At 68.5% G+C, this 12,805-nt stretch carries 10 protein-coding genes and 1 pseudogene; all 11 read right to left on the bottom strand.

What is annotated here, in order from left to right:
- Positions 1 to 6 precede the first annotated feature (6 nt).
- Positions 7 to 1,272 carry an MFS transporter gene (locus AB0G13_RS22315; protein WP_357877224.1) on the bottom strand — a complete coding sequence of 422 codons (1,266 nt, stop codon included), beginning with the start codon at positions 1,270 to 1,272 and terminating at the stop codon, positions 7 to 9.
- A gap of 44 nt (positions 1,273 to 1,316) precedes the next feature.
- Positions 1,317 to 2,396, bottom strand: coding sequence for a thioesterase domain-containing protein (locus tag AB0G13_RS22310; RefSeq protein ID WP_357877221.1), 1,080 nt, complete (start codon positions 2,394 to 2,396; stop codon positions 1,317 to 1,319).
- 70 nt (positions 2,397 to 2,466) lie between these two features.
- The gene (locus AB0G13_RS22305; RefSeq protein ID WP_357877261.1) at positions 2,467 to 3,120 is read right to left on the bottom strand and encodes a flavin reductase family protein; all 654 of its coding nucleotides are present in this window, start codon (positions 3,118 to 3,120) and stop codon (positions 2,467 to 2,469) included.
- A 21-nt stretch (positions 3,121 to 3,141) separates the two neighbouring features.
- Positions 3,142 to 4,113, bottom strand: a complete 972-nt coding sequence (locus AB0G13_RS22300) for an FAD-dependent oxidoreductase (RefSeq protein ID WP_357877218.1) — start codon at positions 4,111 to 4,113, stop codon at positions 3,142 to 3,144.
- Position 4,114: 1 nt separating this feature from the next.
- Positions 4,115 to 5,281, bottom strand: coding sequence for a pyridoxal-phosphate dependent enzyme (locus AB0G13_RS22295; protein WP_357877215.1), 1,167 nt, complete (start codon positions 5,279 to 5,281; stop codon positions 4,115 to 4,117).
- Positions 5,278 to 6,336, bottom strand: coding sequence for an ornithine carbamoyltransferase (locus AB0G13_RS22290; protein WP_357877212.1), 1,059 nt, complete (start codon positions 6,334 to 6,336; stop codon positions 5,278 to 5,280). Before AB0G13_RS22290 ends, AB0G13_RS22295 begins: the two co-directional genes overlap by 4 nt.
- Positions 6,333 to 7,304 carry a diiron oxygenase gene (locus AB0G13_RS22285; protein ID WP_357877209.1) on the bottom strand — a complete coding sequence of 324 codons (972 nt, stop codon included), beginning with the start codon at positions 7,302 to 7,304 and terminating at the stop codon, positions 6,333 to 6,335. The genes AB0G13_RS22290 and AB0G13_RS22285 overlap by 4 nt, the downstream gene beginning before the upstream one ends.
- A complete protein-coding gene (locus tag AB0G13_RS22280; RefSeq protein WP_357877206.1) occupies positions 7,301 to 8,728 on the bottom strand; it encodes an adenylosuccinate synthetase in 1,428 nt (475 codons plus the stop codon). Before AB0G13_RS22280 ends, AB0G13_RS22285 begins: the two co-directional genes overlap by 4 nt.
- Before the next feature lie 5 nt (positions 8,729 to 8,733).
- A complete protein-coding gene (gene sbnB / locus AB0G13_RS22275) occupies positions 8,734 to 9,759 on the bottom strand; it encodes a 2,3-diaminopropionate biosynthesis protein SbnB (protein WP_357877203.1) in 1,026 nt (341 codons plus the stop codon).
- 5 nt (positions 9,760 to 9,764) lie between these two features.
- A complete protein-coding gene (gene sbnA / locus AB0G13_RS22270) occupies positions 9,765 to 10,787 on the bottom strand; it encodes a 2,3-diaminopropionate biosynthesis protein SbnA (protein ID WP_357877200.1) in 1,023 nt (340 codons plus the stop codon).
- Positions 10,788 to 11,914: 1,127 nt separating this feature from the next.
- Positions 11,915 to 12,594 (bottom strand): annotated as a pseudogene (locus AB0G13_RS22265) (IS701 family transposase); the annotation flags it as partial.
- Positions 12,595 to 12,805: the final 211 nt, after the last annotated feature.

The raw sequence follows: 12,805 nt of genomic DNA, 5'->3' as shown, positions 1-12,805 counted from the left end.
GGTGGCTCAGCGTCCTGCCAGCGCCAGGTCCGATCGCCGGTTCTGGGCCGCCCGGGTGAGCGGTGGGCAGGCGACGCCGGCCAGCACGAAGAGGGCCGCCAGGCCCCACCATCCGGGCTGCCCGTTGCTGACCACCACCGTGGCCACCAGGAATGGGCCGACCGTCTGCTGAAGGCCCCGCCCCAGGGCGAAGACGCCCTGGTAATCGCCCTGCCTGCCGGGGGGTGGCAGGTGCAGCGACACCCCCCACGAACCGGCGGCCTGGCTGATTTCCCCCCAGACCAGTACCGCCGTGCCGAGCAGGAGCAGAGGAACGGCCACCATCGGCGATGTCGCCTCGGAGAAGGCGAAGACCAGGCAGCCGAGGGCGAGCAGGAGCCCGGCGCGGCGCAGCAGCGCGGCCGCCCCGGTGGCAGTCTCCGCTGCCCGGCTCGCCACCACCTGAAGTGCGATCACCAGGACGGTGTTCAGGATCAACAGGATGGAGTAGACCGACGTCGGCGCCTCCGTGTGGTCCATGATCCACAATGGCAGACCGACGGTCAGGATCGGCTGGTACAGCTCCAACACACCACAGAGCAGTGCCAGGGAGACAAACCGCAGGTCCCGCAGCCCGGACCGGCTTCGGACCGGGTCGCGCCCGTCGCTCGAGACCTGGGGCCGGCGCGCTGGCACCCGGGCGGCGATCAGAGCACAGCCAGCGTGGCAGGCCGCGGTGACCACCATCACCGCGACGAAGGCCTCCCGACTGTTCATCGCCACCGCGACACTGGCCATCGCGGCACCGAAGACGATGCCCACGTTGAAGAAGCTGCGCATCTGGGCGCTCACCCGGACCCGGGCCGCCGGCTCGAACGCCTCGTAGGTGAGGGTCATCCGCAGCGGCGTGGAGGAGGTCTCGCAGATGGAGATGGCGCTGGCGATCAGGACGAAGCTGACCAGGCCGGAGACCATGGTGTAGCCGGCGAAGAGGACGGCGAGCAGCGCGTACACCGTCACCAGGGGCAGTCGGGCACCCCACCGGTCGGCCGCCCGACCGATGGGGACCGTGAGGAGCAGGCCCGCCAGTCCGGCGACGGAGAGTCCGACGCCCACCTCGCCGGCGCTCAGTCCCACGCTACGGCGCAGGAAGATGGTGCTGGCGCTCAGGAAGAGCCCGAACCCGACCGCCTGCACCATGGTGAGCAGCGCCAGGGTACGGGCCGTACCCCGCTCGGGCACCAGTCCGCCCGCCCAGGAGCGGACGGAACTGACGACACGGCTATCAGCCAAGGCGGTACACCTCGTCAAATTTCACTGTCGAAACGCCTGTGGACCTAGAGGGTGGTCAGCTTTTTGGCGAGCGCCTCGGCGAAGGCCGGGTCACGCACCACGTCCAGAGTGGTCGGCGCGGAGAAGGTGTACGCCTCCGCGTCGCGCACCAGGTGGTCCCACGCGGAGTCGGGCCGGTCGGCGACCTCCCGAGACTGGTAGACCGTGACGTCACCGCCGTAGCGCTGCGCCTCGTAGTTCTCGTGCCCGAAGATCCCGGCCGCCCACATCAGCTGACGCCAGGGCAGTTCCTCGGCCACGACCTCCTCGTCCACCCACTCCAACTCCCGCATCGCGTCGAGCAGGCGCTGCGGGTCGTCGGCCGGGTTCGACACCCCGAACTTCTCCCGTACGCCGGCACCCCGGAAGTCGTACACCTCCCGCAGGCCCCAGCCGGGATCGAGTTCGCGGACCCCCGGCGGCAGGGTGTTGACCACGGCCAGCAGCGCGACCTGCTCGCCCCGCGCCTCAAGCTGACGGGCGATCTCGTACGCGATCCGGCCACCGGTGCAGAGGCCGAGGAAGAGGTACGGCCCCTGCGGCTGCACGGTGCGGATCTCGGCCAGGTAGCGGGTGGCCGCCTCGACCACCGAGACCGGCGGGCGTACCCGGGTCCGCAGGCCGATCATCTCCAGGCCGTAGGCCGGGCGGTCCCCACGGAACCGGTCCACGTACTTCCGCATGAAGCCGACGTTCCCGGTACCCCAGTGGGTGCAGAAGATCGGTGTCTCGGTGCCCCCGGTGGCCAGCGGCACGAGGTTGCTCGTCGGCGGCACCGCCATCGGTGCCACACCGGTGGCCCAGACGTCGGCGAAGTCCCATCCCGCCGATCCGACCGGAGCCGCGTCCTGCGGTGCCGATCCGCCGGTCAGGGCGGCGGCGATCGCCTTCGGGGTCTTGTGAAGGAAGACGTCGTTCGACGAGAGTTCCACGCCGAACCGACGGGCCTCCGCGACGACGTTGACGATCAGCAGCGAGTATCCACCGAGTTCGAAGAAGTCGTCGTCCTCGGCGACCTCCACGGCGAGCAGTTCCGCCCAAACGTCCTGGAGAACCTGCACGATCCGATCCTGTTCCAACGCCATCGTGGGCGTCCTTTCTCTTCGTGGGAAGCGGGTTCGCCACTGCCGTGACCGGCAGCCAGTGGACTGACCGCTACCCCTCTTTGCCGACGAGAGCGGCGGCGTCGTCTTCCGTCCGGTAACGGTGCAGCGGGAAGACATCGGTGGCACGCAGGAAGTCAGCGCCGCCGAGTCGCGCGACCGGCTGGAGCTGCCCCAGGTCCACCCGCATCGTCTGCGGGTCGAAGATCCCGTCCTGGGCGTGGATGGCGAGCACGGTGCCGAGGACGACCCAACCGCCGCCAGGGCCGCTGTTGACCTCGATGATGTCCTGGACCCGGCACTCCAGGGCGAGGTTGGCCTCCCGAACCCGCGGCGGCCGGACCCGCGTCGACGGCTCCGGGGTGACACCGACCAGGTCGAACTCCGACTCACCGTGCGGCACCGGGGCGCCCGAGAGATTGGCCGCCACGACGGTCTTCTCCTGCGTCACGTTGATGACGAATTCGGGCACCTGCTCGATATTGAGCAGGGTGTCCTTCTTCGGTCGTTCCTCCGACCCGAACACCGGGCAGAACAGCACGGTCATCGGTTTGCAGCAGACCCCCATGAAATAGGAGAAGGGTGCCAGGTTGGTCACCCCCCGGGCGTCCACCGTGCTGATCCAGGAGATCGGTCGGGGCACGATGGCGCTGCACATGAAGGAGTAGACCTGCTGCTCGCTGAGCTGCGTCGGGTTGATTTCCATCTTCACCTCGGTGTTTGAAGGTCACGCGCCGGCGGGCCGGCCGATCAGTTCCACGACGTCGGCCGCGCAGCCCCACGACAACGTGAAGCCCGAGCCGCCATGGCCGTAGTTGTGGACGAGACCGGGAACGTCGGCGTCCCGTTCCAGCCGTACGTCGACCCGTGCGGGTCGGAAGCCCACCCGGACGTCGAGGACCTGCGGCTCGCCCAGCGCCGGCACCAGGGTGGTGCAGCGCCGCACGATGTCGGTGACCGCATCAGCCGGGACGAGCGTCGAGACGAGGCCGGGATCCGCGGTGCCGCCGAGGATCACGTCCGACTCCCGCGCGACGACGTACGTCGGCAGGGCCGGGTCGCTGTCGTCGATCCAGCAGCCGTCCAGGCCGGGCGGTTTCGCGCAGCGCAGGACGACCCCCCGCACCAGCGACATCCCGGGGTCCCCGGCTAGCCGGGCGGCACCGAAGCCGGTGCAGTTCACCACCCAGGACGCGGTGGTGGTCTCGTGCCGCAGGTCGGTGACCACCGAGCGCCGGAGCTGCCCGCCGCGCGAGCCGAAGAGCTCCACCAGGAACCGGAGGTAGCGGCTGGTGTCGGCCACCGGGACAGCCATCGCGTACGAACTGGCGTAGCCGGCCGGGACGTCCCGGGCCTCGAACGGTTCCCGGTCCGCCATCGCCGCCATCCACCACGGGGCGGCCACGCCGGTACGGAAGTACTCGGTCAACGTGCGACGCCGCACCCCCGAGCCCGGCTCACCGGCCAAGCCGCAGAGCCGCTGGTACGTCGCCGCGGCCCGCCGGATGTAGGTCGCGTCCGGGGCCTGGAAGAACGGGTGCCAGATCGCCGCCGCCACCGACGACGTGGTGTACGACGGTGGCTCCGCGCTCGTGACGGTGACCGGGTGGCCCTCGTCCTGCAGGGCGATGGCCGTGGTCAGGCCACTGACCCCGCTGCCGACGACCGTGACCGGGGTCCTTCCCCTGCTCGCGTCCATGTCAGTTCTCCCACGGGCGGGGGTTCTTGAGCCCGGACCCGGTGGCCAGGAGCACGACGACGTCACCGGGGCGGATCGTCCCCGCAGCCTGGAGCCGGGTCAGGGCGGCGTACCCGACCGCCGCCGACGGCTCCAGCCAGAGGCCGAAGCGGCGGGCCAGCGCCTGCGCGGCGGGCCGGACCTCGCTCTCGTCCACGGCGACGGCTAGCCCGTCGGAGTCCCGCAGGGCCCGCAGCGCACCGACGTGGTCCCTCGGTCGACCGACCGAGATGCTGTCGGCCACCGTACGCGGCCGCACCACGACCGGTTCCCGGGGCATCTCGCCCTGCCGCACGGCCAGCTCGTGGGTCAGGGTGATGCTGTTCGAGGAGGCCACCTGGGCGGCCACCAGCCGGGGCGCCGCCGGCAGGCAGCCGAGTTCGGTCAGCTGGCCGAACCCGGTCCCGATGCCACTGATGATGTTGCCGTCCCCGCAGGGGACGACGACCCAGGTTGGCGCCGTCCAGTCGAGCTGCTCGGCGATCTCGAACGCGGCGGTCTTCTTCCCCTCCCGGACGTAGGGGTTGATCCCGGTGTTGCGACAGTAGGTCCCGGTCCGCTCCGCGTACTCGACGGCGTGGTCGAAGGCGTCGTCGTAACTGCCGTCCACCGTGACGAGTTCCGCGCCGTGCGCCTCGATCTGGGTGAGCTTGTTGCGCGGCGCCGACGCCGGGACCACCACGGTGGCCCGCATCCCCTGGGCGGCGGCGATGCAGGCGAGCGACGCCCCGGCGTTCCCGGTCGACGCGGCGATCACCCGGTCGTGGCCCTGGTTGCGGGCGACGGCGAGGGCAACCTCCGTGGCGCGGTCCTTCAGGGAGCCGCTGGGGTTGCGCGTCTCGTCCTTGACGTGCAGGTGCACGTCGCCGGGGAGCAGGCCCAGGTCGAGCAGGGGCGTGCCGCCGACCGAGAGCGGGCTGCCGAACTTCCGGGGCGCGGGGAGCAGCGCCTGATAACGCCAGAGGTCACGGCCGCTCAACGACGCCCGGAAGGATTCCGCCGACAGGTCCGCGGTCAGGTAGCGGACCCTGCGGTTGGCCGCCGGCACGCAGCGGCAGCGCCGGACGCCCATAGCCTCCTCCGGCACGCCGTCGCAGTATCCGCAGACCAGGTGGTGGGGAGTCGTCATGCCAGTCCTGCGGGGTTCATCAGCATCGTCATGATGGCGTTCTGCCCGTGCATCCGGTTGCCGGCCTGCTGATAGATGAGGGACTGCGGCCCGTCGATCACCGACGGAGTCACCTCCTGGTCCCGGTCGGCTGGCAGGCAGTGCAGGTAACCGGCGGACTCCCGGGCCAGCGCCATCGTCCGGTCGTCGACGCACCAGTCCCGGGCCTGCTCGAAGAGCTTCGTCATCCCCTCCTCATCGACAGCCTCGGAGCGGTTCGTCGGAAGGTGCTCCAGGCTGCACCAGGACTTGGCGTAGACGAAGTCGGCGTCGGTGGCGCCGTCGGCGAAGTCGTTGGTGATCCGGATCGAGGAGTCGGAGTCGGCGGCGAAGCCCCGGGCGGCCGCCACCACCGCCGGGTCCAGGTCGAACCCGGGCGGGTGCGCCACCGTGATGTCCATCCCCATCTTGGCGGCGGCCAGCAGGAGACTCTGCGGTACGGCGACCGGCTTGTGCCAACTGCCCGAGTAGGCCCAGCTGATGGTGAGCTTCCGCCGCTTCAGGTCGCCGACCCGCTCCTTCATGGTCATCACGTCGGCGAGGGCCTGGCACGGGTGGAACCGGTCGCACTCCATGTTGATCACCGGAATGCCGGCGTGCCGGCCGAACTCGTTGATGAACTCGTTCGCGGAGCCGTACACCCACCCGGAGGGCTCGCCGTACATCCGGATGGCGATGGCTTCACCGAACTCGGAGAGCACCCGGGCCACGTCGGAGACTCGCTCGGTCGCGTACGGGATCTCCTGTCCGGGCAGCGCGGGCAGGTAGATGCCCGGGCCCGGGTCGAGGTGGACCGCGTGCCCACCCATCTTCGCCAGCCCGGTGTGGAAGCTGCTGCGGGTACGCAGCGACTGGTTGAAGAACATGAAGTAGACGGTTCGTCCGTCGAGCAGGTCCCGCTTCTCGACCGCCGGCAACCCCTTGAGCCGCAGCGCGGCCTCGACGAACTTCTGGTATTCGGCGGCGGCCCAGGTCAGGTCGACGTCGATCCAGTCCTTGCCCGGCTTCTCGATCATGCGGCACCTCGGCTGCGCTCGAATGTGGTCAGGGAAAGCAGAGAGACGTGGTCCAGCCCGTTCAGCTGCTCGGCGAAGGCATCCCCGGCCTCCAGCCCGAGACTGGCGAAGAGCCGGCGGGGTGCCACCGAGGCGGCGAGGAACTGCTCGCGCAAGTCCGCCCGGTCGAAACTCTCGTCCACGACCCGGTCGGCCTGGCCCACGGTCAGGCCCTGGCCCACCAGGTCGTCGCGCAACCGGCGGAAGTCCGGACAGAGGAAATACCAGAGGACCCGGCGGAACGCCTCCTCGACCAGCGCCGTGTCCGAGCCGATCAGCGGCGGCAGGTGCAGCTCGGCGAAGCGGTGGAAGAAGGCGTGGTGCCGGGCCTCGTCGGCGGCGTGCTCCGCCAGCATCCGGGTCACCGGCGGGTAGACCGTGTCACCGCCGGCCTGCCGGAGCGTGGCGGTGATCAGGGTCTCGGTGACGATCGCACAGCAGATGACGGCGAGCGGCCGCTTCTCGGGCGGGAAGGACTCGACCAGTTCGGCGATGCTTGCCAACTCCCGGGTCGGCCGCCTCGCCAACCAGATCCCCGTCTCGTCCTGGATGTGCCGGCGGAACTCGGCCATCATCAGCACGTGGTAGCCCTCGTCGGTGTAGATCTTGAGCAGGTCGGCCCGCATCTCCTCGGAGATCGCGGGCAACTTCAGGATGCCCTCGACGGCACGATTGACGACCTCGATCTCGACGATCTCGGTCTTCGCCAGGTAGTCGGCGAGCCGGCCGGCGCCGAGCTGCAGGATCGCGTCCGGCCCCAGCCGCTCCACCAGGGGATGCTGCGTGTACGGCGTCAGCACCCGGTTGTAGAGGGTGTAGCTGTCCTGCCAGCCCGGCCCGGACAGGACGTTGTCACGTACCCGCACCATCGCCTTGCTGTACCAACGGTCCACGCCGTCGACGACGAACGGGGATTCGTAACCGGTCACGTCCGCGTCTCCTGGAGTCGGTGCTCTCCCAGCCGGAAGAACTGCGCGGTCCGATCACGTTCCGGTCCGAGTCCGACGCCGATGACGGGGGCCCCGATCTCCTGCTCCACGACCGACCTGAACGCCAGCAGTTCCTTGGGCAGCAGCTCCGGCGCAGCCGGGTCGACGGCGCTCAGCTCGAAGGAGGGCAGGATGCGGACCTGCTCACCGTCGCGGGCCGCCGTCTCGGCGGTCAGGCGGACCGGGATCCCCGCGTAGACGCTCTCCTTGTACAGGGCCAGGCAGTCGACCTTGTTCAGGTAGACCACGTCCACCCCGAAGAGGCCGACCATCTCACGCAGCTGCTGCAGGTCGAGGAGGCCGATCCGGCGGGGTCGACCGGTGCCGGAACCGTACTCGTGGGTGAGCATCCGAAGGGCGATGCCGAGGTCCATCGGATCGGCCGACCGCAGCAGTTCCTCGGGGCGGTAGTCGATGTTCTCCTCCGCCTTGCCCCGGCCGGCGGCACAGGCGGCGGCGAAGTAGGCCTCGGCCCGCTCAGCGCCCAACTCGGAGGGGAACGGGCCGTTGCCCACCCGGGAGACCACGGCCTTGGCGACGCCGATGGTGTACCGGTGATATTGCGGCGAGAGATCACCGCCGACGTAGGCGTACGCCGGCACGGTGTGGCTCGCGGTGACGTACGGCTGGTCACCGTGCACGACGTCCAACATCAGCGACTGCGCGCCCTCGAAGAGCACCCGGGCACCGGCAGCGACCCGCCGACCCAGGTAGCCCCGGTCCGTCTGGACGAACGGCCTGACCCGCTCGATGCAGTCGAGCAGCGAGGTGATGCTGGCGTCCAGCCGCTCGCGGAGGTGCTGGACGTCGCCGGCGAGCCGCGACAGTTCGGCCTCCGCGCTGGCCCGCATCGCGGCCATGACGGTGTCGGGATCGGCGAGCAGATCCCGCAGCTGGACATTGACGCGGATGCCATTGCGCACCCGCGACGCCCGGTCGGCGTAACAGGGACCGACGCCGTTCTTCGTCGTCCCGATGTCCTCGCTGTTGGTCTCGTCGATGATGAAGTGGGCTGGCTGCACGACGGCGCAGCGGTCACTGATGAAGAGCCGGCCGGTCAGATCGATCCCGCCCGCCTCGACCAGGTCCAGTTCGTTCTTCAGTTTCCACAGGTTCACAGCGGAGCCCGAACCGATGTAGAGCTGGGTGTGCGGGTGGAAGACACCCGAGGGCACCTGCTGCAGGACCACCCGGCCGGCCGGCGCGTCGATCGTGTGGCCGGCGTTCGCCCCGCCGTTGAACCGGGCAATGATGTCGTAGTCGCCGGCGATGAGGTCGATGACCTTCGCCTTGCCCTCGTCGCCGTACTGGAGTCCGACCAGGACGTCGGCATAACCCCGGACCGGACTGATGTTGGCACTCATGTCGGTCAGAACCTCTCTGCTCCCAGATAGAAATTCTTCACCGGCGCCGTTGCGCCAGCGATCAAGGAATGTACGAGATCCCCGAGAGCGATATCAAGAATTCCCATCCCGAAAGGCGAGAAGATAACCGGCCGGTCCCGCTCCGGTATCGGTGCCCCACAAAGGATTCCGGGAAGCGTGTGGGCGACGAAATCGCGACTACCAGTCTGCATCTCGGCAAGGTGCAAGGAGGTCCGGGCCTTCATGCAGTGGTCGACGTCGTCGACCACGTTGTGCGCCGAGAGGATGATTTCGGGGCTCAGGTCCCGCAGCGACAGGTGCAGCACGATCGGGCAGTGCTCGAAGAGCGCCGGGTCGTGCACGTGCGGGGTGCCGGCCGTGGTGGCGAAGAGGACGACCTCGCCCGAGCGGATCGCGGTCCCGATGTCCGGCGCGATGTCGACGGCGACGTCGGACCGCTCCCGCAGTCGGGCGGCGAACCGGGCGGCGTAGTCCCGGTTGGCGTCGAACAGGGCGATCCGCTCGATCGGCACGTCGGACCGGTCGAGGAAGGTCAGCACCTGGTTGCTGATCACCCCGGTGCCGATGACCGCGATCGACTTCGGCGCGCGGTCGTCCCCGCTGAGCAGGCGCAGACCGGAGACCGCGCTGGCCGCCGTCCGGGTCGCGCTGATCGATCCCGCCTCCATGCAGGCGATCGGGTAGCCGGTGGACTCGTCGTTGAGGATGAGGACGGCCGACGCCCGGGCGATTCCCCTCTCGATGTTCTGCGGAAAGCTGGAGATCCACTTGATCCCCGTGGCCGCTGCTCCCCCGTCGGAGACGTAGCGCGCCGGCAGGGCGATGATGCGGTCCGCGTCCCGACCGGGGAAGCGCAGGAAGTAGCTGTCGGGGTTCACCGTGCGTCCGACGTGGTGGGCCCGGTAGGCCGCTTCTACAGCCGCGACCACGGCCTGATGATCCTTGTCCAGCACGTCACGGACCTGCTCGCCCGAGTAGACCCTGAATTCCGGAACAGAAATTGAAGACACCCGACTCAACCCACCCGATCGCCGACTATGTTTAACCGCCACTGGACACTGCTCTCCAGGCCGCCCACCGTCGTGTCGGGCGGCCCCAGCAGGTGAGGAAACCGCTCACCCACCCAGTCGTCGCTGTAGATCGTGTCGAGATACTTGTCCCCCATGTCGGGAGAGACGGCGACGACCACGCTCTCCGGGGTGAGGACATCGCCCAGGTGCCGGAGCGAGTGGAGGACCGAGCCGGTCGACCCACCCACCGGCAACCCTCGTTGAGCCAGGCTGCGGCACATGCGGACGGCGTCCGCCTCGTCCACCATCAGCAGCCGGTCGATCAGCGACGAATCGGTGATCTCGGGCCGGCGGCTCGCTCCGATACCCGGAATGTGTCGTCGACCCGGCGTCCCACCGAACGTCACTGAGCCGACCGAGTCGACGCCGACGATCGTCGTCCCCGGGGAATGCTCCCGGAAGTAGCGGGCGCAGCCCATCAGGGTGCCAGTCGTCCCCGCACCGATGACCAGGTGGTCGACGTGCGGGAAGGCGGCGAGGATCTCGGGTGCGGTCATCCGGTAGTGGGCCCGCCAGTTGCTGGCGTTGGCATACTGGTTGAGCCAGAGGAGGTTCGGGTCCTCGCGGCACATCGAATGGATCAAAGCGATGCGGGTGCCCAGGTAGTTGCCGGTCTGGTCACGCTCGCGGACCTCGATGACCTCGGCGCCCAGGGCCTGCATCTTGCGGACGGCAGAAACCGAGGCGTTGGGATCCGTCACGCACGTGAAGGGGTATCCGCGCTCGGCGCAGACGAGAGCCAGCGCCACACCCAGGTTGCCCGACGACGATTCGATGAGCCGTCGGCTGCCATCGACACTTCCGGCCTCCTCGAGATCCGTCAACATTTGCACCGCTGTTTTGATCTTTATCGATCCCGCTACGTTTACCCCTTCGAGTTTGAGGTGGACCGTGCAGGGGGCCACCCCCTGCACCGGTGCGAAGATATTGGCCGAGTAAGTTGCGGCGGCCGGTTCGGTCGGAACCATGTAAAGCTGCGCCCCCATTGTCTTAGGCCCAGATGTGCTGTCCGCCCGCGCCGGCCGCGCGGCAGATACCGACGCACCTGACGGCGGGCAGCGGACATCGCGGCCCAAACGCTCCCTTGACCTGCCCGCAACACTCAGGCGGACTTGACAGATTGGACAACCGCCGGCTACCCGGCGCCTCCGCCGACTACGGAGACTCCCACGGGCGCGGGCGACGGCACCATATTCCGGTGATCAGGAAGAGGCGCTCCGCGAGAAAGCCTTACCGCACAGAAGGCGGTTGACCGGCGTCCGGTGCCCAACCCTTCCGGCGGGCATCATTCGCGCATCCCGCGCTTGAGGGAAATCGTGTGTCTGAAAATAAAGCGCTTCTCGAAGCTTACTCATCAGCACCCCCGTGCTCACGACTTCAGAACTTGTCGCCGTACCCAGTGACCCTAAGTGGCATCCAGGCTTTCAGCAACAACGCATTTGAACGTCATACATGTAACTCTCTGAGCATCTCAACTACGTGGCGCAACACCCGGCGAGCGACCGCCGAAGCGGCTTGTTCCGCCACTCGGCAAGCCCGCACCGGATCTGGGATCCCGGCATCCTCCGAGGTGGAGTGCGGACCCAGCACGCCGCGGGAAGAACGAGGCCGGACGGCTCACTCGACGAACCAGCAGTGACACGCCCGGTCACAGTGAGTGCGGCCAGGACGCCTCGCTTACGCTGAGTGACCGACGAGGGCACCAAAGAGACACTGTGACGCAGCTCTCAAGAAGCTTGCATCATCGCCTGCCACTCACTCCCCTGAACCGGCCCGGCGACGCGGATCGGTGTGGCGCTGACCACCTGATCGCCCGGCACACCGACCTCGGCGTCGACGTCGCACCGCTCGGGACCGGCACGCTCGCCGAGGTGTCGGCCGGACCTGTACCCGAACCGTGGGCCGACGGCACCTCCTGCACCCGCGCACCTGAGTGTCGCCGCCGGCGCTACACCGTGACCTGGCCGCCATCAAGCCCCCGGCGGCGGCAACGGCCGACGATCTCTTCCACAGACTGAACAACCAGCCGTGGACTTCTTCGGCCTCTACGACATGAGGCCAGAGCTCAGTTAGGAGTGGCCCCAAGGCCCGCTCCGGCCAAGACGTAGCCCAGTCGCAGCTGACGGAGCTGGGCTGACAGGCGCGGATCGTTGCCGTAGGCTTCGTCGCCGGCCACCCGTCGACACGGCAGCCCGGCAGTGACCGCTGCGGCGATCATCCGAGACGCCAGCTGCGGCTTGGTGGCGGACCGCACCTGCTGCGGGACACCGGCTTCGGCGCGGCGTTCGGCGTCGGCGCACCAGGATTTGGGCAGGTAGAGCGTCGTGTCGAGCATCGCATGACCAGCATCGGTGGCGTAGACGAGATGCACGGCAACCTGACAGTTCTCGATCTTCCCGGCAGTGCCCGAATACTGCCGCTGCACGCCGACGGTGTGCCGGCCCTTCTTCAGATCGCCCGTCTCGTCGACGATCAGCACCGCTTCGGCATCACCGAGGTGGCGCCCGACGAACTCACGGACATCGGCACGGACCTCGGCATCGATCCCGCTTCACCCGGCGCAGCAGGTCCTGCATCCCGTCCGGTCCCAGAGTCACCGGCATGCTCCGCGATCGTCCAGCAGTTCTTCCGCGGCAACGGCGCCAGCAAGCCCCGGACGAAGTCACACACCCGACGACGCGGCTCTGGTCTGCGGAAACGTTGCCCAACCGTCAGCATCAGGTCGTCGAACAACACCCGCCACCGCTGGGCGTCCACCCTGTAGCCGGCAGCCACCGCTGCATCGAGATCAGTCCACACCACCGTCCATGATCAACAACGGCTGCCCTCGTTCTCACACCGCATCGGACCGCAGCTCAGCCAATGTCAACAACTCCGGCTGGAGTACTAGTGTCCTGAGTCGTTAATCCGTTTGCAGTATGCGGCGATCGTTTCGAGGATGTCGTCAGCCGTCTTGGTCCACACAAACGGTTTGGGGTCGGCGTTC

Source organism: Micromonospora sp. NPDC023633 (assembly GCF_040640035.1).
Taxonomy (GTDB): domain Bacteria; phylum Actinomycetota; class Actinomycetes; order Mycobacteriales; family Micromonosporaceae; genus Micromonospora.
Note: the sequence above shows the minus strand (reverse complement) of the source record. Positions and strands in the feature narration are given on the sequence as shown.